We start from the raw sequence: 23,008 nt of genomic DNA on the forward strand, positions 1-23,008 counted from the left end.
GTATTTGTGCGGGAGCGCCGCTTCAATACCGTGTGGCGGATATTTCTGCTGAACTTTCCCTTCTTTTGCACTGTTATTCATTCCTCAAAAATTGATGTTATGAGCAAAATATGGTTCGTTACGGGCTGCTCCACAGGCTTTGGCCGTGCGCTGGCTACCGAATTACTGGAACAGGGCTACAGGGTGGTGGTTACCGCGCGCAACACGGCGCAGGTGGCGGATATTGTTTATGGCAAAGAAGACAGGGCGCTCACCATTCAACTGGATGTTACCAAACAGGAAGAAATTGACGCCGCCGTTCAAACGGTTATGGACACCTGGGGAAGGATAGATGTGCTGGTGAACAACGCCGGTATCGGTTACTTCGGCGCACTGGAAGAAAGCGATGAAGCCGAGATCAGGAGGATGTTCGAGATAAACGTATTCGGCCTCGCGAACATGACGAAAGCCGTACTCCCGGTGATGCGCGCGCAACGAAGCGGTCATATACTGAATATCTCCTCCATCGGCGGACTAACCGCTTACCCGGCGCTCAGTTTTTACCACGCCACTAAATTTGCGGTGGATGGTATGTCGGAATCGTTATCGAAAGAAGTGGCGCCACTCGGTATTAAGGTGACCATCATCTGCCCCAGCGGTTTCCGCACCGACTGGGCGGGACGTTCCGCCAACGAAGCGGTGAACACCATTGACGATTATGCCTCCACCGCCGGCACCAACCGCAACACGATCCGCGGCTACAGCGGCAACCAGCCCGGCGACCCGGTAAGGGCCGCGAAAGCTATGATACAGGTCACAGAAACGGAACATCCTCCGCTGCGCTTATTGCTCGGCGCCGCCGCCGTGAAAGGCGCCCGCCGCAAACTCGATGAACTGAAAAAAGATTATGATGCCTGGGAAGCCGTAAGTGTTGGCGCCGACTTCCCGAAAGCGCAGTAACCTCTCCGTTAAAACACTGTACCCGGTGGCACCGCTATAGCGGTGCCACCGGGTACAGTGTTTACACCTACGCCAGTGCTTTTTCCAGATCCCGCACCAGGTCGTTGGCATCTTCGATGCCTACACTCAGTCTTATGAGGGAATCGGCCAGCCCGTTGCGGAGCCGCTCCTCCCGGGGGATGGAAGCGTGCGTCATGGAAGCGGGATGCCCGATCAATGATTCCACACCGCCGAGGCTCTCCGCCAGGGAAAACAGTTTCGTGGAAGAGAGCACGGCATATGCGGCTTCCAGACTGTCATTCTTTAAAGTAAAACTCATCATGCCCCCGAAGCCGCGCATCTGCGCCTTGGCCACTTCATAATTGGGATGGTCCTCAAAACCACACCAGTGGACGGTTTCCACTTTCGGATGTTCCCGCAGGTATTTGGCAATTACGGCACCGTTCTCGCAATGGCGCTGCATTCTTACATGCAGTGTTTTTAAACCGCGGAGGATCAGGAAACAGTCTTGCGGACCGGGCACCGCCCCGCAGCTGTTCTGGAGGAAATACAATTGCTGCGCCAGTTCTTCCTTGTTTACGATAAGGCAGCCGTGCACCACGTCGCTATGACCGCCCAGGTATTTCGTGGCGCTGTGCATCACGATATCGGCGCCAAGATCAAGCGGGTTCTGGAGATAGGGGGAAGCGAAAGTGTTGTCTACCGCGATCAGTACGTTTCTTTCCTTGCTGATATGGCAGATCTCTTTGATGTCGAGAATACGCAGCAGCGGGTTGGTAGGTGTTTCGAGCCAGATCATGCGGGTCCTTTCATTGAGGAACGGTTCAATATTGGATGGTTCCGTAAGGTCAACGAAGTGGAACTTCAGGCCATACCTTTCCCACACTTTGGTCATAAGGCGGTAAGTGCCGCCATAAAGATCGTTGGTGCAGATAATTTCATCTCCGGGATTAAACAATTTCAACAGCGTATCGATCGCCGCGAGTCCGCTGCCGAAGGAAATACCGTAGGCCCCGTTCTCCGCCGCCGCCAATGCTTTCTGCAACTGATCACGCGTTGGGTTCTGTGTTCTGGCATATTCATATCCCTTGTGTTTGCCCGGGGCTTCCTGCACATAAGTAGAAGTCTGGAAGATGGGCGTCATAATTGCTCCGGTGGATGGATCGGGTTCCACACCCGCATGAATGAACTTTGTGGCCTGTTGCATACCGTTCGTTTTAATGTTCCACAAATATGGAGATTTCCTCCGGCCTGATAAAATTATCTAGTGAACGCATCGCTCTATTTTAACGATCACTTAACCTTGGAAGGTGTAACAATCCACGGGCGGTGTAAATGCACGATCTGCAAGGGTTTCGTTGTGATGAACGGCAGTGTTCACGTTAAATGTCAGCATACTTTCCTTAGGAATAAATCTTTTTCTTTCCGTTCCTCCCAATTGCAAAAACACCCGTGCAACAGGATGCTACTTTTACATCGTATTACAAAGCCATTTAAAACAAAAAACAAATTATCATGAAAAAGCTCATCCTGTCACTCGCCGTAGTGATCTCCTTCGCCACAGCCAAAGCCGCTGATCTCCCCATTACAGACGAAGTAAAAACAAGTTTCAAAGAACTTTTCGGAGCCGTACATAATGTACAATGGAGCGAAGACAAAGGGAACTTCACCGCTGTATTTTACAACAGGGACGTAAAAGTTGTAGCAAGTTTTACCGCTGAAGGCGAATTCAAACATTCTATCCGGTACTACAAAGAAGACGGATTGCCCACCAACCTGCGCAAAGGACTAAGCAGGAGCTACAAAGGAAAAGAAGTATTCGGCGTTACTGAAGTTACTGTGGGAGAATCAACCGCGTACTTCGTGAAAATGCAGGACGCAAAACATTGGTACACTGTAAAAGTAACTCCCGCCGGTGAAAATGAACTGGTAGAAAAATACAATAAGCTATAAGCTTACTTATTCCGAGTGTTTAACCCAATGGGTTGAGGCGCATCCAATAGATGCGCCTCTTTTTTTGCGTTTGCGGTTCGTGGTAAAAAAGCCGCTCCCGCTTCATGAATCAAACTTACCATGCATAGCCGGAAATAACTTTTAACAATGGATTAACCTGACCTGACAACTTGAAGTGTAACATAGCTGAAATGCTTTACAGTTAAGGGTTTCAGCTTTCTTTCTTGATAAGAATAATAGTACTCTTCCAATTGTTCTTATCAAGAAGAAAAATAAATATACCGGTTATGTGTAACCACTTATCCCCGAGCTTATCCGGCGCTACATTTGAACCATAAAACAAAAGCCATGAAAAAGATAACATTATTCCTGATGATCGCCCTGTTCACCGCAACAGGCGCAGCCCTCGCCAATGATCCCAACGATCCCGTTGACAAAGCCAATGAAAAAGTAACCCGCAGTTTTGAATCGGATTACAAGGCGGTTTCCGAATTGAAATGGTTCGAATCCACCGATCACTTTATCGCGGTATTCAAGCAGGAAGACATACTCGTGAAGGCACGGTACGATAAGGGCGGAAAGTTTGTAGGCAGCACACGTTACTACAAAGAGGAGCACCTGCCGATTTTTATCCTGAATAAATTAAAAAAGAAATATCCCGGGAAAGAAATATTCGGGGTAACCGAACTGGCTGAAGGGGAAGACATGGAATACCATGTGAAGATGACCGATGAAAAGAACTGGTACACCGTAAAAGTTTCCGCCGCGGGCACAATGGGCATCACGGAGAAATACAAAAGAGCCGCGGAACAGAGATGAGCTAAGTTAGTTTGGTCGCGTATAGTGTTTGTAAGAGGATGTATCTGAAAGGAGCATCCTCTTTTATTTTCTGAAGTATTGGCTTAGAGGTGCATGGCCATCTGGATGACCCGCCAGTTGAATATGGTGTCGTTTGTATTACCTGGCGTTCCAGGGGAAAGTATTCTTTCTTTCTTCAGATGTGCAATGGCTTCAGCGGTTCTTTCCTTCATGAACACTGTATTCATCCACTCGTTATGGGGCGTTTCGAAGCCGGTTTTGATCCTGTTCCAGCATACATTCGCGGGAAGTTTTTTATCCATGGCCTTTCTTAACAGCCATTTACCGTATCCATGCCTGATTTTAAGGTTGGAAGTTATCTTGTATAACCAATCAACGAGTGGCCGGTTCAGAAAGGGCAGCCTTACTTCTACGCCATGTGCCATTGCGTTTCTGTCGGCGTAATACAATAGTTCTTCAAGACCGAAACTTCTTGCATCATAATCCATTGCTTGCCGTAAGGAAGTAATGACGGGCTTTCTGATGAGTGATGGTTGAAAAAAGGAACGGACAAATTCAGGATGTAAATAGCGGTTGTGGGTAACGAGGCGTTGCGTTTTTTTGCGCAGGAACCAGGTCGCCGTATGCGGGAACATCGCCGTAAGTTGGTCCTTAAATCCCCAGGAGTAACCCATTTCACTGCATTCTGTCCTAAATTGTTTTTTGCCTTGCTTCCATAACTCCTGCAGGTACCATGTCCGGTACCTGTTGTAGCCACCCAACATTTCATCCGCGCCCTGCCCGTCGAGCAGCACCTTAATGCCATGTTGCTGTGCGGCTTCAAATACTTTGTACTGCGCGTAGCAACTGGAGTGGGCAACGGGTTCCTGCAACTGCTGAAGATAGTTGTATATATCTTCCGCTCCATCTTTTCCGGGATATACCAGACAGGTATTTAGCCCGAACCGTTCCGACACCTCAAGTATCGCTTTTGATTCATCTTTCGCGAAGCCGGGAAAAACGGCTGAAAATACTTTTCTGTCCGTTGTTGCTTTGAGGTCATTTTGTACGGCGCATATTGAACTGCTGTCGGTTCCTCCGCTCAGGCTGTTGCCTGAAGGAACGTCGCTGATTAGCGCCTGCTTAACGGATTGGCTCAGTAAAGCGGCGAATGTTTCAACCGCTTCATCGTCGGTCAATTGAAGCTGCTCATCTGCCTGAGGAGGTGTCCAGTATACGCCTGAAGTTTCGGTGAAGTCGTTGAGCTTTATGCTGATCCATGTTGCAGGCGGAACCTGTACCAGGTTTCTGTAAAATGTTCTGTTTGATTGTCCTGATGATTTTGGCAACCCGGTACCCAGGAAGTAGCTCCACATTTCCATGTCGGGTTCAAGCGGCTTCGCGGCGGCAATGGCTGCAGGCTCACTGCCAAAATATAAGGCCCGTTCTTCGCGCAGGAGGTACAGCGGCTTTTCGCCGAATCTGTCTCTGGCAAGCCAAAGCACCTGTTCCACGTGATCCAATAGTACGAAAGCGAACATGCCGTTGAGTTGGTCGAGAAAATCTCTGCCGTAATGATCCAGTGCGGCGGGGATGACTTCCGTATCAGTTTCAGAGTGGAAAGTGTACCCTTTTTTCAGGAGAGTCTGTTTTAGCTCCCTGTAATTATAAATTTCTCCGTTGAAGACGATAGAATACCTGCCCATATAATGGAAAGGTTGCGCTCCGGCACCGGAGATGTCGATGATACTAAGTCTTTGATGTGCGAAACCGACTTTTCCTGTAGGGTCTATCCAGGTGCCGCTATCGTCGGGGCCCCGGTGTCGCAGTGCGTTTCCCATGGCCTGAAGCGTCTGAAGGGAGATTTGTCCGGCTTCTTTGTGAATGATGCCTGCTATGCCACACATAGGTTGCTATGTTAGAAGCTGAAGGGCAACTTCGCCTTTACATGATCCCATTCAATATGCAGCATCGCCTTCCCGTTTTCTTCCGTGAAGAACATGGTGAGCGCTTCCACTGGTTCTTCCACGGCTTCTACGGGAATCGTGGTGCGCAGCACATCGTTGGCTGGATCGAATTGAAGTCCCCAGGTGTAGCTGGCGCTATTGAAAACTATAGTCCATTCTTTTTCTTCCGGGATACAATAGAGGATATAAGTTCCTTTGGCGATCTTTTTGCCGTTTACGGAAGCCGGGGCAAACAACTGGATTTCGGTGGCTTCGTTGGCGCCCATTCTCCAGGGTTGCCCGTATTTCTGTAATCCGCCGAATATGGCTCTGTTGTGGCGTTGGGGTCTGCTGTAGATGACCCTTACTTTGGGATCGCCGGAGGCCTGCCGCTGGCTCTTGAGTTTGGGAAATTCGGTGGGGAAATAAATCATGTCCATCGGCGACTGGTCGAATATGCCCGAAACCGGTTTGGGGTTCACGATAATCTGAGATGCGGAACCGCCGTTTGTTTTCCTGGCCGCGCTGGAATCGGTGGCGGGTGTTGGTGTGCTGCTGTTGCAGGCCGCAAGGAACAATATGGCGGTGTAAAGTAAGCTGTAGGATGCCTTCATGGTAATATTCATGGGGTTTGGAATCAGTAACCAATGGGAACGGTCACCCGGGTGTCGTCCCATGAAATGTACATGGCGGCGGTGGTCCTGTTCATTTTATCGAAAAAGATGGTGAATGTTTCAGAGGGGTCGTTGAGCTTCTCGGGCTTCACATCGGTGCGCAGCACATCTTTGGAAGGATCGTATTTGAATGCGCCCCAGGTGTCGAGGTCTTTGTTCAGGATCAGCGTCCATTTGTCGGCCAGCGGAATGGCATACAGGGTGTACCTGCCTTTTTTCACGGGCTTTCCGTTAAAGCTCACATCTTTGTAGAATTCCACTTCGGTAGCTTCGTTCGCGCCCAGCCGCCATACTTTATTGAATTCTACCAGTTCACCGAATACCTTGCGTCCATTGCGCTGCGGGCGGCTGTAGATGACGCGCGCCACCAATGGTTCAGTCGCCTTTCCCTGTATTTTTAATACCGGATAGTTGAAAGGGTAATAACTCATGTCCATCGTGGATTTGTCAACTGACGGACCTTTGCCATTTTGAGCTGATGCCGTTACTGTAAGAAAACCGGCCAACGCAACAATAAGAAGGCGCTTCATGAAATGTGGTTTGCAACAAAGATAAGCGTTAAAAGCGCTTATTCATCAGTTCAAACCGCTGCTGCACATATTGTTGAAGTTGGGGAAAGAATTCCTGGTAACAGGCGGACAGCGCTTCATAATGGCGCATCAGTACTTCAAATGCGGGGCGCGCATCTTCGAGGTGGGCGGCCCGGCGCACCAGTCCTTCAAAACTGTTGCGGATGCCTTCTTCAAAGCGGTAGTTGTACAACCAGTTCTGGGCTTTCATATAGGGAAACATGCGCTGGAAATGTTGGGGGAAATAAGGGGATGCCGGTTCCAGCAGTTGGTAGGTATCGCCTGAAAATCGGTGAAGGTGTTGTTCCGTATGGAACACGGCCGCGTCGTTCGCGAGGAAATGATCGTATACGATATCGATGAACGCGGGCGCGTAGAGCCGGTAATCTTTCCTGAAAAACGTGGCAGCGGCCCTGGTGGCGGGATGCGCATCGGTGAACGCGTCTATTTCACGGTGCAACTCAATGCCCTGGCGTATTGGGTCCGGGTAATCGAATTTCTTTTTTCCTTTTACAAAATCGCTGATCATGTTCCCGGCGAGGATACCGGGATCGTTGAAAGAAAGGTAAGCATGTGCGAGGAAGTTCATGCACAGAAGATAGCGAAATCCGTGCTACTTTCCTAAGCGCGAAGCGTTTTCTACCATTCACCCAATACCGTAACCCCGCCTTTCACGTGCTGGTTCAGGCCCACGGAAACTTTGGTTCCCAGCGGGAGCAACAGGTCAACCCGGCTGCCGAATTTGATGAAGCCCAGTTCCTGCCCCTGCTCTGCGGGATCTCCGGCTTTACAGTAGTTCACGATGCGGCGGGCAACGGCTCCGGCAATTTGTTTCACCAGCACTTCTTTGCCGTTCTTATCAATTACAATGGAGTGGCGCTCGTTGTCGGTGGAGGATTTCGGGTCCCAGGCCACCAGGTATTTGCCTTTGTGGTACTGGCTGTACACTACTTTTCCCGTAACCGGGTGACGGTTCACGTGTACGTTGGCGGGACTCATAAAAATAGAGACCTGCAAACGCTTCGCTTTAAAATATTCTTCATCAAAAACCTCTTCTATCACCACTACTTTTCCATCGGCCGGACAAATAATCTGATCGTTGTGAATGGTGAGCGGACGGTTTGGAATGCGGAAAAATGAGACGATGAAAAGCCAGAAACCTATGCTCAGCACCAGGATCAGCCAGGTGATCCAGGAGAATGATTCGGGAATAGAATAAAAAAGGACCAGGTTAAGGAGTCCTAATACGAGGGCCGCAATGGCAATGGAAGCGTACCCTTCTTTGTGTATGGTCATATACGGAAATTGTGGGGCGAAGTTAGCGCAAATATTATGGAAGCGGAATTATTGGAACAGGAAGAAATACAGCCATACCACGGGCGTGGCGATCAATAGGGAGTCGAACCGGTCGAGGAAACCGCCGTGGCCGGGAAGTATGTTACCGCTGTCTTTGATGCCCGCCATGCGTTTCAGCTTGCTTTCGAGCAGATCGCCCAGGGTGCCGAATACAGCCGCAATGGCCGCGATAATGCCACATTCCATGTAGTTGAGGCCGATGAAATAAGCGACGGTCGTAATCACCACAATGGCCAGCACGGCCCCGCCAATAGTGCCCTCCCAGGTTTTTTTGGGAGAAATGGGCGAGAAAGGCGTTTTCCCGATCAGTGATCCTACTATATAAGCCATCGTGTCGTTGATCCAGATGGAAAACACCAGGATGCATACCACCCATTTGCCGTAGTCCAGCGTTTCAAAACCGGGGAACTGTACCGTGAACTGATCGCGCAGCAACACCAGCATGGACCAACTCATGGAAATATAAACCAGTCCCAGCAACGAAATCCCGTAGCATTTCAATGAAGTTTGCTTTGCAAAAAGCAGTTCACCCAGCGGCAGCATCAATACCAGTAACAACAGCAGCCACCAACCCAGTGAATGCAGGCTGAATGTGCCGATGGCGAGTGTTTCCCCCGCGGAAAAAAGCATCAGCGCGAAGCCGATCAGGGGCACGATGTACCGGTGAAAAGAAGAAATTTGTTTGTAAGCGGGATGAATCCTCTCCATTAGCTTGTGGTATTCGAACCAGCAGCCGAAATGCACCACCGAGAACAGCAGGAAAAAACTCCAGTAATTCAGGAGCAGTCCGGCCAGCATGATCACCGCGAAGATGATGGCCGATAAAGTACGCGTTTTAAATGTCTGAAGGTTGAGCGCCATGTGGAATGCTTTGGTTATTCAGCGGGCGTTTGCTGTTCTCTGAAAACGGATGCGGGTATCCATCTCCGTTTTTCTTTCTGAAGATAGGCGAAAAGCAATACTACCGCCGCCAGTCCGGTAATACCCGCCCATACCGGGAAGGATATTTCCTGCTTTTCAGGGTCAAATCCTTTGATCTTATTGTGTTGCGCGAGGTACAATACCACGATCTGCATGCCGTTAAAAAGGAAATGGAACAGGATGCTGCACCAGATATTCCGCGTAACCATGAACAGTGTGCCCAGCACAATGCCCATGCACAGGATGGGAATTAATTTATAGAAAGTGGCGTGCATGAGGGCGAAGAAGATACTGGAACCCAGCACCGCTCCTACCGGGCTTTTCCACCACCGGAACAAACATTGCTGAAGGGTACCCCTGAAAAAGAATTCTTCCGCAAGCGCGGGCAGTGCGGCGGTGAGCAGGAGGTTCACCACCAGGTCGCCGATACCGTTCATTTTCAGGATGATGGCCATGGAGTTGTTGTAGCGTTCTTCAATGGCCTCAATTTCTTTCTGCGCCATCCCCCAGGTGAACTGGCTGTTCCATTCGCCGATCAGTCCTACCATGGGAAGGGAGGCCACCAGGATCAGCACCGTGAACAACAGAAGCGCGGGATGGGTATTCTTACGGAATCCCGCATACTGAAAAGGACGTGCGTCGGAGAGGTAGTTGAAAAGAAAAGCCGGTACAATAAAAGTACATACCGCGCTGGCGAACTGGATGATCTTGAACTTCTGCACCAGTGCCGGCGTGGCGGTTTCGGGCTTCAGTTCCGTGATCTGGCTGATATCCCCGCCAAACAGCATCAGTCCGGCCATGAATATCAGGTAAAGCCCCAGGAAAATGCCCATGAACGCCGAGAACTGGAACATGGGGGTATAAAATCGGAGGTATCGCATGAATCTGTGTTTGCTGCCACGGGGATGCCGTATCTTTGCACGCAGTTCCCGGGTCGGTACCGGTGCAATATACGCTAACCCGGTTATTTGTACCCGCTTTAAGCTGTGTAATGAGTTGTTATGGTGAATATTGGACCACTTTCCCTGCCTGATTTTCCTTTGCTGCTGGCGCCCATGGAAGATGTGAGCGATCCGCCTTTCCGTGCGGTATGCAAAGACAATGGCGCAGATTTGATGTATTCGGAATTTATTTCTTCAGAAGGACTGATCCGCGACGCCATCAAAAGCCGTAAAAAACTGGATATTTTCGACTACGAACGCCCCGTGGGCATCCAGATATTCGGGGGCGACGAAGAAGCAATGGCCCTGAGCGCCAAAATCGTGGAAACCGTTCAGCCCGATCTGCTGGATATTAATTTCGGCTGCCCCGTGAAAAAAGTGGTGACCAAAGGCGCCGGCGCCGGCGTACTGAAAGACATCGACCTGATGGTAAGGCTCACCACCGCCGTCATCAAATCCACCTCCCTGCCCGTTACGGTGAAAACAAGACTGGGTTGGGACCACGATTCCATTAATATTCTCGAAGTGGCCGAAAGACTCCAGGATATTGGTGTACAGGCCCTCACCGTACATGGCCGTACCCGCTGCCAGTTGTACAAAGGGCATTCCGACTGGAGCTGGATCGCCAAAATAAAGGACAATCCACGGATTACGATGCCCATCTTCGGCAACGGCGACATCGACAGTCCCGAAAAAGCCCTTCATTATAAAAATACTTACGGCCTCGATGGCATGATGATCGGCAGGGCCGCCATCGGCTACCCCTGGATATTCCGGGAGATCAAACACTATTTTGCTACCGGTGAACTGCTGCCCTCCCCCACTTTAAAAGAAAGGGTGGAACTCTGCCGCAAGCACCTGCACAAATCGGTGGAATGGAAGGGGCCGCACACCGGAATCTTCGAAATGCGCCGCCACTACGCGAACTACCTGAAAGGACTTCCCAATATCAAGGAGTTCAGGGCCAGGTTGGTGGTGCTGAATACTGCGGAAGAGATAGATGCCGTGCTGGACGAGATCATCGTAGCCTACGATGGATTCGTTTTCGAACGCACCCCCATCGAAATCATCAACTACCACGAAAAATGTCCGGTTTAGTTCATTTTCTATCAATCGTATAAGCTACAGCGCATGGAATTCGGCATCAGCACTTTCGGTGAAACACCAGGAGATCAGGGAACAGGTTCGGCCCGTAACGCACATCTTCGGATGCAGGAACTCCTGGCCGAGGCAAAGCTGGCCGATGAGCTGGGGCTGGATGTATTCGCCCTCGGCGAGCACCACCGCCCGGATTATATGATTTCCGCACCTGAAGTGGCGCTGGCGGGCGTGGCCACCGTTACGAAAAATATACGGTTGTCCAGTGCCGTTACCGTGCTGAGTTCCGCTGATCCCGTTCGTACTTACCAGAATTTCGCTACCCTCGATCTGTTGTCGGGCGGAAGGGCCGAGATCATGGCCGGAAGAGGTTCTTTCATAGAATCGTTTCCTTTGTTCGGGTATTCGCTGGAAGATTACGATGAACTTTTTACGGAGAAACTGGAACTGCTGCTGGCCATCAACAACAACGAAACCGTAAACTGGAGCGGGAAACACCGCAGCGGCCTGCGGCAGCAGGGCATTTACCCGAGGCCCCTGCAACCCAAACTGCCCATATGGATCGCCGTGGGTGGAACGCCCGCTTCGGTAGTAAGGGCCGGTACGCTCAATATTCCCATCACCATCGCGATGTTGGGTGGTATGCCGCAACAATTTCTGCCATTGGTAAACCTATACCGTAAGTCGGCGGAGAAAGCCGGTCACGATGTGGCTGCGCTTCCGCTTTGTCTGAACGCGCACATGCACCTGGCCGATTCTTCCGAACAGGCGGCCAATGAATTCTGGCCCACTTACCAGCAACTGATGAACAGGATCGGAAGGGAAAGAGGCTGGCAGCCCATGAGCCGCCAGCAATTCGAATACCTGCGGTCACCGGATGGACCGTTACTGGTGGGCAGCCCGGAAGAGATCGCCTCTAAACTGATTGTGCAGTATAAAATGTTCAACAATACGCGGTTCCTCGCGCAAACCATTTCCGGCGCGGTGCCGCACGAAAAACAACTGCGCTCGATAGAACTGTTCGCCAAAGAAGTGGCGCCTGCAGTAAAGGCGGCGCAATAAATCAGCCCTTTCGTTTTTCCTTCATCTCTTCTTTCATTTCCTGCTGGAAAGCAAGGTACTTTTTGTATTGGTCCGCGTTCAATACCGCTTTCATCTCCTTGTCCTTTTCTTTGCCCAGCTCTTTTAGTTTGCGGTATTTGGCCAGTTTGCCCGCATCGGAATCGCGGAGTGCGGCAAGCCCCTCAAAATATTTTTTGTTGATGGCCTCCACTTTAGGCGTTTGCTCCTCCGTAAGGTTCAGCGAGGTGCGGTATTCCTGCATTTTTGCTTTCAATTCTTCTTTTTGCTGTTCATTCATTTTGCCCTGAGAAAAGGCTGCTGCGGAAATTAGAATAAACAGTGCCGTGAGGATTTTTTTCATGGTTTTTGTTTTTGAAAACGTCCTGGTCTGCCGACGTAAACGTGTTGTTATCAATAAGAGATTGTTTGCGGTATTATTTCAGATTAGATCGGAAGAAAGCGATAATCAACTCATTCGCGTTCAGCGACATGGAGGAAGCATCGCCCAGTATCCTTGTTTTTTTCGCGCCTGGCCAGCTGTGGCCGCCATCTTTGGTGAGGTAGAGCTGCACCATTGTTTTTCCTTTGGCATCGGTCCACGTGGTGCAGGTGTAATTCTTTCCTGTTTCCACGTTCGATTGAGTGGCTTCGTTCCAGCCAGCCCATCGTTTCAATCCATCTTCCACCGGAGGGAACCAGTTTTTCCCAATACCCGTTCCTCCTTTATAAGGCACACGGGTATCCAGTTCAGAATGAAAATGCAGTACTGGTACGCTGTTCCCCGGATCCTTCGCTTCGTTATAATACATGCTCCCGGCAACGGGCGCGATGGCGCTGATCTTTCCCGGTAAATCCGCCGCCAGCCGATAGCTCATCATTGCCCCGTTCGACATCCCGGTAACGAATACATTTCCGGGATCGGCACTAAAGTTTTTCACCATACTATCGATGAGGGCGGAGAGAAAAGCCACATCATCTACATTTTTTTCCATGGCGCCCGCGCAACATCCTCCCGCGTTCCAGGTGCGCACGGCAAGTCGTCCTTCTCCCGGTACGCCATCGGCGCAGGCCACTAAAAAGCCCGCTTCGGCGGCCGCCTGGTTAAAGCCGTAGCTATTGTCGAACTGTTGCGCGCTGCCACCCCCGCCGTGCAGGGTGAGCACTAGGGGATAACGTTTCCCGGCCGTGAACGCAACGGGCTTCCTGACCAGGTAACTGCGTTCAGTACCGTTGATGGAAAGGCGTTTCTGCTCGGGACCGGATTGACCCACACTGAAAAGGGCGCTCAATAATATAAATAGGGACAAAAGGAAATGCTTCATCGGAAGAGATTTATCCGCCCAAATTAGGAGGAATCTCCAGTTGAAAGAAGTGCGCTCCTATAAAACGGCCAAACCAGGGGCTGAACCGGACACGTGGCCGCTGCAGGAGTGCCAGAGGTGCTTAAAAGGCCTCGCCGGTGTACAGGTAAAAACCGGGTCCTTCTTTGGTGAAACCCACATCGAGCCGCAGGAAAATATCTTTCTTCGGAAAAAGAAGGTAACGGATGCCTGCGCCGCCCGAGGGCCTGATCTGGCTGAAACGAAACTGATCAATATAGGGCGCAACGGATGCCAATCCGCCAAATACGACACCACCGAACTTCCTGCTGAATGGAAATGGCAACCAGCGGTATTCCGCCTGCGCGGCCAGCAGGTTCTTGTCACGGTACCTGCCCTGGTAGTAGCCGCGCATCATCATATCTCCGCCCAGGAGCGCCAACTGATTGAACGGCGCATCTCCCGTAATAAAATTACCGTTCACCTGCCAGGCCAGCACCTGTTGGTTGCCCATGGGGTGAAAAGAACGCAGGTCGAGGTTCACGCTTCTGAAATCGAAATCGCTACCGAATCCGGAATTGTATTCCAGGAACGAAAGTTCAGTAAAAAGACCTTCGCGTACATTCAGCACATTGTGTCTGTTGTCGTACACCAACGCAAGCCCGAGACCCAGATTGGCGCTTCCGCCTGCGCCTTGCGGCAGTGGATACGGTGGTCCGGCTTCAGGCTGACGAAACCGCGAGCGGCTCAGGCGCTGAAAATCCACTTCGGGACCAAAAAATAAATTCCGGCGCAACTTGCGCAATACACGCTGCCGCAGTAAAATATAATTGCCATCCACAATTGCGGGATGTGCGCCTGCTGTTTCCGGACCGGTACCATAATACAAAAGCGGGAACTTCTGCAAACGTGTTCTGCCCAGAAAGAACCAGTTGTCCTTATCGCCGTACAAAGCGTTGTCTATCCAAAGCCCATATTGATTTTCCAATGTAAAAAACGCGAAGGCGTTCACTTCACTCAAACGGTTCAGGGTATCATTTTTTGCCTGGTACAACAGCAAAGAAGAAATACCGAATTCAAAACTTGTTTCGGGCGCGTAAGCCAGGGTTGGGTAGAAGCGGATGCTGGCTTTACCAGGAGGCGTGGTATCTGCAATGGAGCGTTGAATAAGGCGTTGCAGCCACCTGCCTGACTTTGCCGTATCCTGCGTGAATGCTTTGGAATAAATACATAGGATAATAATAATTGCCGGGAGGAGGCGGATGTTTAAACTTCTTTTCATTGGTGTCAGGAAACAAATGTAGTTAAATAGGGAGTAGAATTTTTTTTCAGATAACAGAAAATAGTTTGTGAAAGCTTACCATGATCAGCATCAATAGTTGGAACCTACTCCCGTATCAGCTTTAACTTTAAAGGTGTTTCCCTTTAAATAGAACCGTTATGAGCTACAGATTTTTACCGTCGCTAGTGCTCCGGACGCCATTGTATGGTTTTAAGGAGCGTGGAAACATGGATTATGCCGCATTACTGCATACGGAGGTTTTCAGGAAGGCGATTTTTCTTTCGAGCGAGCTTCTTTTTGAAGCGCTGCACAAGAAAGGTTTTGCGTATGATACACTATCCGAAAAAGAGCGGCACACCGTACAGAAGTATGCGAACAGGGCATCGTTCCGCTCCACGCCCTTCGGTATGTTCGCGGCCGTATCGCTTACCTCCTGGCAACCGGCTTCAACTGCTTCAATTGTTGTAGCGCGTTCCCCTTCTCTATATGTGAAACCTGATTTTTCGATATTACCTGGTATTGCGGCGTCCCTGGGGTATACCAACAAGGCTATGGAATTGCGTATCAATCAGAGCGCATTTACAGGCAGGAACGATATCCGGTTTATCCGGCGCGAGTTTTCGGAGCTGGATGCGCGTTTCGCGCTGGTTGCCGCCCCCAGGAACAGCTTGCTTCGAACCCTTATGCGTTTGGCGAAGCGTGGTATTTCAAGGCTTGCACTGGCTGCTGCCATCAGGTCTGAAACCGGTGCTTCCGCTGAAGAAGTGAGCGACTATATAAAGGAGTTGGAAGCGGAGCAATTGCTGGTAAGCGCTTCCGCCCCTAATATTACTGGTAATGATTATACGCAGGAACTATTACCGCTTTTGGAGCAACAACAGCCTGTGTTAAAAAAAATATTGCGGGAGCTGACGGAAAACCGGCACCCTTCACTGGCTTTCCTGAGCGCGACGGCCGCGAAACTTTCAGCGTATACCGGTCAAAAGCCAAAATCCAGTTTTTATTGCGTGGCTGAACGGAAGGCAATTGCCGGCGGGCTCCCAATGAAGTACCAGCAGCAGATCAAGGAAGGATTGCATTGCCTGCAACTGCTTTCATCCTACACGCCCTCACCTGACCTGGAGCAGTTCCGCAAGGCTTTCCTCGCGCAATACGAGCGGGAAGAAGTACCGTTGCTGGAAGCGCTTGATCCGCAGTTGGGCATAGGTTATGGCAGTTTTGGAGAAATGGGCAACCAGGTCCTTATTTCTTCCCTCGGATTGGATATTGCCGCCGCACGTACAGCGAAGAAGAACCAGCCAAAGAACCTGGCGGCGTTGCTGATGAATGAGTGGATGCAGCAAAGAAAGCTGACCGGCCTGGGAGAAGTAGCAATAACGAATGACCATCTTAAAGAGATTTCCTCCGAAAATAATTCACATCCCTTGCCACCCAGTATTGCCGTCATGTTCCGCGTAGTAGATGGTCAGGTTATCATCGAAAGCGCCGGAGGTGCATCAGCCTTGCAAATGACCGGAAGATTTTCCTGTATTCCTTCCATAGAAGCATTTGCGCAAGAAGTGGCCCGCCATGAACAGGAGATGAACCCGGGGGTGGTATTCGCGGAGATCGCGCATTTCTGTAACGTACATGCCGCCAACATCAACAGGCGGCAACACCTGCGCAGGTATGAAATACCGGTGCTTACCAATTCCACCCTTCCGGGTAACCGGCAAATACCGCTTGCTGACCTTATGATTTCCGTAGTGGACAACACTGTTGTACTGCGTTCCAGGAAACTGGGGAAGCCCGTAATACCAAGACTTGCATCAGCATATAATTATACGAAAAACTCACTTCCTATCTTCCGGTTTCTCTGCGATGTTCAATCGCAACAGTTGACCACCAGCTTCAGTTTGTCCCTTTCATCGGCTGTTCCGGGTTTGAAGTTCTACCCGCGTGTGCGTTACAGGTCATGCATCATCCACCTTGCGGAGTGGCACCTGTACGAAGAAGAGCTGGCACCCCTTGCCAATGCTGATCCATCAAACAGGATTCGATTGTTCCGTCAGCTCTGTGCCGAAATTCATCTTCCAAGGTATGTCGCGCTTACCATCCATGATAATTTTATTGTGTATGATTTGAACCTTGATGCGGAAGTCAGCGCTTTGTTAATTGAAATAAAACCCATGCGGAAAGTTGCGTTAAAGGAATTCATCTACCCACAGGAATCGCTGATCAAAACGGAGGACGGAACCGAACTGATCGGGCAGTATATCGCCACACTTATCCTGGATGAACCTTCCTACAAGGAGATTCCGTTAACCGAAAACAGAAAGCAGCCCGTTACCCCAAAAGATACGGGCAACTGGCTCTATTTTAAAGTCTACTGCCACCCGCTTTCCGCTGATGGTATTTTGCTGCAGCACCTGCTGCCGATCGTAGAGAAAAGTATAAGGACCGGACTCGTTCAGCAGTGGTTCTGGTTGCGTTACAATGATCCTGAGCACCACCTGCGCATCCGTCTTAAAACAGAAAGACGGAACCAGGGAAAGGTATTTGAATTGTTCAATCATTGTTTGCACAAGCTTTACCTTTCCAAGCTGGTGCACCGTTTCCAAACGGATGTGTACAAGCGGGAACTGGAGCGCTATTCAGCAGCGCTGATCGTATATGTGGAAGCGCTGTTCCATTGTAGCAGCAACATTGTGGTAAGGTATCTTCAGAAAGCTGCCGTCGCGGGATACAGGGAAGAAGAGACGGTAGTGGAAGGCGTCAGTTTTGCCAACCGGTTATTGGGTTATTTCGGCTTCTCTACGGAAAAAGAAACAGATTTCTGTAAAAAGAACTTTGAGGCTTTTTACCAGGAACATGGTGGTGTTAAAGGATTCAGGACGGAAGCGGAAAAACTCTACCGGACCATGCAGCCCGCGCTGGAAGAAGCCCTGGTACTGAACGAGACCATGCGTGATTTTGACCGTGTGGGGCAGAATGTACATTTTCTTCTGGTTAAGCTGAGCTTCTCTCCACCCGGGGGGCCTGATATCAACAGCCTTGCGGCGGATATTGTCCACATGCACATCAACAGGTTGTTCAGCAGCAACCAGCGTTATTATGAAATGCTGGTTTACTTTATGCTGTACCGGCACCTCACCGTAAGGGCTTTCAGGCAGCGGCCATCATGAATTGCGTTTCGTTTTTACCAGCCGTTCTTTTACAAAACTGAAAAAGTGATCCCGGTAGCTCGCGCCGATGGGCAATGGTTCCGGGATACCTTCCAGGAATACATCATTGCCTTCAATGTGACTGATGAAGTCCGTATTCAGTATAAACGACTTGTGTATGCGAAAAAAATGACCTGGTAGTTCTGATTCCATTTCAGAGAGACTCAGGTAAGTCAGGTACGCCTTCTCCTGCGTTACAACGGAGAGGTAGTTTTTTTTGCTCTCCATGTAAAGGATATGGTCATGGAATAGCTTTACGATCTTTCCCTTGCCTTCCGTCTGAATGAAAAGTGTGCTGTTGCGTGGTACTTCAGGTTGTTTCAATTTCAGTGATCCCTGCACTTTGTGCAGGCTTTTCAAAAAACGTTCATAAGGAAACGGCTTCAGTAAAAAATCGCTCACGCCAAGTTCAAATCCGTTTATCGCGTAATCCTGATAAGCTGTGGTAAAGATAATCTGCGTATTGTTGCCCAATAGCACGGCCACTTCCGTTCCCTGTAGTTGGGGCATATCCACATCAAGAAAAGTAATATCTGCGTATTTGCCGCTATCCCTGAAGAGCGCCAGCGCTTCGAGGGGGTTGGTACTGGATCCGATGAGCTCCAGGCCCGGTGTTTTCTCGATATAAGCTTTTAAAGTTTCAATGGCGTGTAGTTCATCGTCAATAATATAGCAGGTGGTGGCCATTTTGTTCGTTTAAAGTGTGATTTCCAGTTTTACCTGGAAATGATCGTCCATATCCATGCTTTCAAGCGTAAACTTTCCGGAGTAGCGGGCTTCCAGTCGTTCCCTGAGATTGCTGATGCCAATCCCGGGTGTTTTGTACTGAATCGTGGTTTTCTTCCGGTTCCTGGTTTCAAAAATAATCTTTCCGTGCTCCATTTTAATCAGGATTCGTGCCGGGTCATCCGCATCCATCAACTCCGCGTATTTGAACATATTTTCAACCAATGGAATGAGTATGAGCGGCATGATATGTACCCCGGTGATATCCCCTGTTATTTTCAGCTGAAGGTGCAGCCGGTTGCTGAACCTGGCCTGGTTGATGCGGATCAGGTTTCCGATTTGCTCCAGTTCCTCTTCCAGTAACACGCTGCCGTCCTCTTTTGTTCCGTTGAGCGAATAGCGCATGATATCGGCCAGGGTGATCACCGATTCCGCCGCTTCTGGAGAGGCCTCCCGAACTTCATTCTGAATAAAGTTGAGTGCGTTGAAAATGAGGTGCGGGTTTACCTGCGATTGAAGGAAGGCATTCTGTGTTTTTACCAGTTGCACCTCCATTTCGGCTTTCGCCTGCTCCTGCAGGAAAGCCCTTGCTTCTGTTTCCCGGAGCCGTTGGAGGTTTTGAAAGAAACGTCGGGTATACCAGAAGGCACAGCTGAAAAGCGTGAAGTAAATGAACCGCCAGGAGTGCCTTATTATAATAGTTGGGTCAGCCCCTCTTAAATACGTGACGTAGCTTTCTCCTTTTTTTGAAAGAAAAAACCAGTTGTTTGCAGTCATAAAACCGGAATAGACCACCCATTGCAGCAGTAGGGTGATGAGATAAAAGGCGGCCCACCATTTACCTTTCTTAACGGACCAACCCAAAAGCGCCGCGTTGATGTAGAAAAAGGAAATATTAATGATATATGGAATAATAAATCCCCAGGTGATATTATAGTTTAAATGATAGCCGCCCTGCACATAAACCATCCCCACCTCATACGCAATGAATACCGACCATGCAACGGCATGGTAAAGGAGTAGCTTTCCTCTTGCCTTTTTCAGAATATCCTTCTCCAGACGCTGAACCGCCATATATCCTTCCGCTTAAATGAAAAATAAGTGTTGAACAGACTTAAAGTAAGCTAAGTTTCTGTACAACACTTATTTAAATTAAGGACAATGCGGCAAATTCTCAAAAAGATATATGGCCGGCTAATGAAACTAAAGTTAAAATGGCATATACAACTCACAAGTTATTGTTTGAACAACAAGCCGGCAACGTGTTGTATATGCCTGTGCCAATTGAGACTTCCTGCTTTTCCGGTTTCATTTTCCGCCGCCGGTTGAGAACTATGAAACCACAGGTGCCCCGTTTACTGGCGCGATAAGGTTAGAAGTGGTGGATAAGATCTAACGGATAAGTATATGAAGTAGCTTAAAAGTCTTAAAAAGGACGTCCTCCTGCGAGGCTGGTGGTTGGGTGGGTAGTGGTAACCGTGGTGGTGGTATCCATAATGTCACCAGTGTAATTTAGTTGCCGGGACTTCTTTTCTCTGAATACAAACAACACCTTATTCTCAAATTTCAGCAGATTGCTTTTTTGTTTTTTCATCTTACACTGCTTTAGAGTTCTAAAGTAGGGCGATCTGAAAAGCAGCCTGAGACTTTTACACCCATTTGCGTATTCTGCATTTGAACATGGGCTTTTTACATATTTCCCTTAGCCCCGGTTCAGGATGGAACATATAAAAAGAAATGCTAATTATATGAAAAAAGGCAAGGTTTGTACATAATAGAGAGAACTAAGAGCAGGAAAAGTTAACTTGAGGCCTCTTATATTTCATTTTTTACGATCACTTTCGCAAAGCATTAAATTTTGGAAAAAGTTTTAGCGTTTATCAACGACATCATCTGGAGCAACGCGCTCATTATTCTTTGTCTGGGTGCCGGTATTTATTTCTCTATTGTTACGCGGTTTTTGCAGGTGCGTTACCTGAAAGATATGGTCAGACTGCTTTTTGGCGGCGGATCATCCGACAAAGGGGTTTCTTCCTTTCAGGCTTTTGCCATGGCCATTGCGGGAAGAGTAGGTACGGGGAATATTTCAGGCGTTGCTACCGCCATAGCGATGGGAGGTCCCGGCGCTGTTTTCTGGATGTGGGTCATCGCTTTTCTGGGTGCGGCTTCCGCCTTCATAGAAGCGACACTGGGACAGATTTATAAAGAAGTTAAGGATGGTCAGTACCGAGGAGGGCCGGCTTTTTATATAGAGAAGGGATTGGGAATTAAGTGGTACGCGCTTGTTTTCGCCATCGCAACGGTATTGAGTTGTGCGGTATTTCTCCCTGGCGTGCAAAGCAATAGTATCGCGCAAAGCATGAACAACGCGTTCGGCACTCCGGTCGCGGTTACGGGAGGTGCGGTTACATTGCTGCTGGCGCTGATCATTTTTGGCGGGGTGAAACGGATCGGAAAAGTAGCGGAGTTTGTGGTCCCCTTTATGGCGGGCGCCTATATTTTAATGGCGCTTATCGTGATAGGGCTCAATATCGGAGAAGTTCCCGCGGTATTTTCTCTTATCGTAAAGTCGGCGTTCAACCTTGAATCGGCTTTCTCCGGTGTATTCGGTTCCGCGATCGCCTGGGGAATCAAAAGGGGAATTTACTCTAACGAAGCCGGGCAGGGAACCGCGCCCCACGCCGCCGCGGCGGCGGAAGTGAGTCACCCGGTAAAGCAGGGACTGGTACAAGGCTTCTCCGTGTACGTGGATACACTTTTTGTATGTACGGCCACGGCATTGATGATCTTATTTACCGGGCAGTACAATGTGGTGAATCCCGAAGGAGGTTTTCTGGTAGAAAACATGCCTGGCGTGGAAACGGGTCCCGCATTTACGCAATACGCCATTGCCAAACATTTTCCCGCCATCGGCGGCGGATTCGTGGCGTTCGCATTGCTCTTCTTCGCTTTCACCACCATTATGGCCTATTATTACATCGCGGAAACCAACCTCAGTTACCTGAATAAAAAAGGCTCCGCGGCCTGGAAAACAAACGCGCTTCGCCTGCTTATTCTCGCCGCCACATTTTATGGTTCCGTTAAAACAGCCGCCACGGCCTGGACGCTTGGTGATATCGGCGTTGGGGTAATGGCATGGCTCAACATCATAGCGATATTCCTGTTGCAGAAACCCGCATTGAAAGCCCTGAAAGATTATGCAACGCAAAAAAGAGCAGGCAAAGATCCGGTGTTCAAACCGAAAGAGCTGGGTATAACCAACACTTCGGAATGGGAAGGTTAAGCCTCAAATAAAAAGCAGCGCTGTTCTGATCTTTTTGCCACCATTGTTGTTATTACGTTCTACAAACCAATCTATAAAAATACGACCATGAAACATTGCCTTACCGGCATCGCCGTTTTCGCCACGCTAATTCTCGCCGCCTGTAACAATCAGGCGAACCCGGAAGAAGCAAGCGCCGACTCCACCCAACAGGAAACCATACTTGAAGCGTCCGTTGCCATCCAGGCCGATTCGGTAACTATGAACAGTATAGTTGCTTATGGAAGTGATTCTTCCGTTAAAAAGCCCATCGTACTCATTGTACCTGAATGGTGGGGACTGGACGAATACGTGAAAGGACGCGCCAAACAATTGGCAGAACTCGGCTATTTCGCCGTAGGGGTGGATATGTACGGTGAAGGAAAAACCGCCGCTGATCCTGCCGCCGCTGGTGCCATGGCTGGTCCGTTTTATGCCAATCCGCAGATGGCGAAAGCCAGACTGGAAGCCGCACTCGCTAAAGCAAAAACATATCCGCAGGCCGATACCACACGTACCGCCGCCATCGGTTATTGCTTCGGCGGCGCTATGGTACTGAACAGCGCTAAGCTTGGATTACCCGTGAACGGAGTAGTGAGCTTCCATGGCGGCCTGGCAGGACCAGCGCCTTCAAAGGAACTTACAAAAGCAGCCATCCTGGTTTGCCACGGCGGCGCTGATCCCTTTGTGCCGGAAGCAGAAGTGGTTACTTTCAAAAAGCAACTCGATTCTTTGAGTATTCCGTATACATTCAAAGTGTATGATAGCGCCACGCATGCTTTTACCAATCCTGCGGCTACAGAGAAAGGGAAACAATTCAAATTGCCCATCGCCTACAACGCAAAGGCGGATAGCGCTTCCTGGCAGGATATGAGGACCTTCTTTAAAGATGTGCTGAAATAATTTCAGCCTGCAGTTTT

Annotated in this window: 22 protein-coding genes; 8 read left to right on the forward strand and 14 right to left on the reverse strand. The window is 49.6% G+C overall.

The annotated features are described in order from the left end of the window. Positions 1-99: 99 nt before the first annotated feature. Positions 100-939, forward strand: a complete 840-nt coding sequence (locus tag M4J38_RS05795; RefSeq protein WP_251758591.1) for an oxidoreductase — start codon at positions 100-102, stop codon at positions 937-939. Between the two features lie 67 nt (positions 940-1,006). Here M4J38_RS05795 and M4J38_RS05800 read toward each other — a convergent pair whose 3' ends face one another. After that, positions 1,007-2,146, reverse strand: coding sequence for a cystathionine gamma-synthase (locus tag M4J38_RS05800; RefSeq protein WP_251758592.1), 1,140 nt, complete (start codon positions 2,144-2,146; stop codon positions 1,007-1,009). Positions 2,147-2,454: 308 nt separating this feature from the next. Between M4J38_RS05800 and M4J38_RS05805 the strand changes: the two genes are divergently transcribed. Together M4J38_RS05805 and M4J38_RS05810 are read left to right on the forward strand one after the other, a co-directional pair. Then, a complete protein-coding gene (locus M4J38_RS05805; RefSeq protein WP_251758593.1) occupies positions 2,455-2,892 on the forward strand; it encodes a hypothetical protein in 438 nt (145 codons plus the stop codon). Positions 2,893-3,240: 348 nt separating this feature from the next. Then, the gene (locus tag M4J38_RS05810; RefSeq protein ID WP_251758594.1) at positions 3,241-3,711 is read left to right on the forward strand and encodes a hypothetical protein; all 471 of its coding nucleotides are present in this window, start codon (positions 3,241-3,243) and stop codon (positions 3,709-3,711) included. A gap of 83 nt (positions 3,712-3,794) precedes the next feature. Here the strand turns inward: M4J38_RS05810 and asnB are convergent, their stop codons facing one another. The 7 genes from asnB to M4J38_RS05845 are packed head-to-tail and all read right to left on the reverse strand — an operon-like array spanning position 3,795 to position 10,037. Further along, positions 3,795-5,597, reverse strand: a complete 1,803-nt coding sequence (asnB, locus tag M4J38_RS05815) for an asparagine synthase (glutamine-hydrolyzing) (protein ID WP_251758595.1) — start codon at positions 5,595-5,597, stop codon at positions 3,795-3,797. A gap of 11 nt (positions 5,598-5,608) precedes the next feature. Beyond that, the gene (locus M4J38_RS05820; protein WP_251758596.1) at positions 5,609-6,250 is read right to left on the reverse strand and encodes a DUF2911 domain-containing protein; all 642 of its coding nucleotides are present in this window, start codon (positions 6,248-6,250) and stop codon (positions 5,609-5,611) included. Between the two features lie 23 nt (positions 6,251-6,273). Next, on the reverse strand, positions 6,274-6,840 hold the full coding sequence (locus M4J38_RS05825) for a DUF2911 domain-containing protein (protein ID WP_251758597.1): 567 nt from the start codon (positions 6,838-6,840) through the stop codon (positions 6,274-6,276). A 28-nt stretch (positions 6,841-6,868) separates the two neighbouring features. Continuing rightward, positions 6,869-7,468, reverse strand: a complete 600-nt coding sequence (locus M4J38_RS05830) for an ACP phosphodiesterase (protein ID WP_251758598.1) — start codon at positions 7,466-7,468, stop codon at positions 6,869-6,871. Positions 7,469-7,518: 50 nt separating this feature from the next. After that, positions 7,519-8,175 (reverse strand): phosphatidylserine decarboxylase family protein, encoded by a 657-nt coding sequence (locus M4J38_RS05835; RefSeq protein ID WP_251758599.1) that lies wholly within the window; start codon positions 8,173-8,175, stop codon positions 7,519-7,521. 48 nt (positions 8,176-8,223) lie between these two features. Further along, positions 8,224-9,096 carry a phosphatidate cytidylyltransferase gene (locus M4J38_RS05840; RefSeq protein WP_251758600.1) on the reverse strand — a complete coding sequence of 291 codons (873 nt, stop codon included), beginning with the start codon at positions 9,094-9,096 and terminating at the stop codon, positions 8,224-8,226. Between the two features lie 14 nt (positions 9,097-9,110). After that, positions 9,111-10,037 carry a CPBP family intramembrane glutamic endopeptidase gene (locus tag M4J38_RS05845; RefSeq protein WP_251758601.1) on the reverse strand — a complete coding sequence of 309 codons (927 nt, stop codon included), beginning with the start codon at positions 10,035-10,037 and terminating at the stop codon, positions 9,111-9,113. Between the two features lie 120 nt (positions 10,038-10,157). Here M4J38_RS05845 and dusB point away from each other — a divergent pair, with 120 nt between their 5' ends. Continuing rightward, positions 10,158-11,195, forward strand: a complete 1,038-nt coding sequence (gene dusB / locus M4J38_RS05850) for a tRNA dihydrouridine synthase DusB (RefSeq protein WP_251758602.1) — start codon at positions 10,158-10,160, stop codon at positions 11,193-11,195. A gap of 33 nt (positions 11,196-11,228) precedes the next feature. Continuing rightward, complete coding sequence (locus M4J38_RS05855) at positions 11,229-12,257, forward strand: LLM class flavin-dependent oxidoreductase (protein ID WP_251758603.1); 1,029 nt, start codon at positions 11,229-11,231, stop codon at positions 12,255-12,257. A gap of 1 nt (position 12,258) precedes the next feature. On the opposite strand, the gene M4J38_RS05860 is transcribed toward M4J38_RS05855, so the two are convergent. The 3 genes from M4J38_RS05860 to M4J38_RS05870 form a co-directional block, all read right to left on the reverse strand. After that, complete coding sequence (locus M4J38_RS05860) at positions 12,259-12,618, reverse strand: hypothetical protein (RefSeq protein ID WP_251758604.1); 360 nt, start codon at positions 12,616-12,618, stop codon at positions 12,259-12,261. A 73-nt stretch (positions 12,619-12,691) separates the two neighbouring features. Beyond that, positions 12,692-13,579, reverse strand: a complete 888-nt coding sequence (locus tag M4J38_RS05865) for a PHB depolymerase family esterase (RefSeq protein WP_251758605.1) — start codon at positions 13,577-13,579, stop codon at positions 12,692-12,694. A gap of 121 nt (positions 13,580-13,700) precedes the next feature. Beyond that, positions 13,701-14,858, reverse strand: a complete 1,158-nt coding sequence (locus M4J38_RS05870) for a BamA/TamA family outer membrane protein (protein WP_251758606.1) — start codon at positions 14,856-14,858, stop codon at positions 13,701-13,703. Between the two features lie 158 nt (positions 14,859-15,016). Between M4J38_RS05870 and M4J38_RS05875 the strand changes: the two genes are divergently transcribed. After that, the gene (locus tag M4J38_RS05875; protein WP_251758607.1) at positions 15,017-18,022 is read left to right on the forward strand and encodes a lantibiotic dehydratase; all 3,006 of its coding nucleotides are present in this window, start codon (positions 15,017-15,019) and stop codon (positions 18,020-18,022) included. On the opposite strand, the gene M4J38_RS05880 is transcribed toward M4J38_RS05875, so the two are convergent. The 3 genes from M4J38_RS05880 to M4J38_RS05890 all read right to left on the reverse strand — a co-directional run bounded on the left by M4J38_RS05880 (position 18,017) and on the right by M4J38_RS05890 (position 20,381). Beyond that, a complete protein-coding gene (locus M4J38_RS05880) occupies positions 18,017-18,748 on the reverse strand; it encodes a LytTR family DNA-binding domain-containing protein (RefSeq protein WP_251758608.1) in 732 nt (243 codons plus the stop codon). The genes M4J38_RS05875 and M4J38_RS05880 overlap by 6 nt on opposite strands. Positions 18,749-18,757: 9 nt before the next feature. Beyond that, positions 18,758-19,861 carry a sensor histidine kinase gene (locus tag M4J38_RS05885; protein WP_251758609.1) on the reverse strand — a complete coding sequence of 368 codons (1,104 nt, stop codon included), beginning with the start codon at positions 19,859-19,861 and terminating at the stop codon, positions 18,758-18,760. A gap of 352 nt (positions 19,862-20,213) precedes the next feature. Further along, positions 20,214-20,381, reverse strand: coding sequence for a hypothetical protein (locus tag M4J38_RS05890; protein WP_251758610.1), 168 nt, complete (start codon positions 20,379-20,381; stop codon positions 20,214-20,216). 264 nt (positions 20,382-20,645) lie between these two features. Here M4J38_RS05890 and M4J38_RS05895 point away from each other — a divergent pair, with 264 nt between their 5' ends. Beyond that, positions 20,646-22,070: a sodium:alanine symporter family protein gene (locus tag M4J38_RS05895; RefSeq protein WP_251758611.1), complete on the forward strand. Its 1,425-nt coding sequence runs from the start codon at positions 20,646-20,648 to the stop codon at positions 22,068-22,070. An 87-nt stretch (positions 22,071-22,157) separates the two neighbouring features. Beyond that, positions 22,158-22,991 carry a dienelactone hydrolase family protein gene (locus tag M4J38_RS05900; RefSeq protein ID WP_251758612.1) on the forward strand — a complete coding sequence of 278 codons (834 nt, stop codon included), beginning with the start codon at positions 22,158-22,160 and terminating at the stop codon, positions 22,989-22,991. Positions 22,992-23,008 lie beyond the last annotated feature (17 nt).

This window comes from Parasegetibacter sp. NRK P23 (assembly GCF_023721715.1).
Classification (GTDB): Bacteria; Bacteroidota; Bacteroidia; order Chitinophagales; family Chitinophagaceae; genus Parasegetibacter.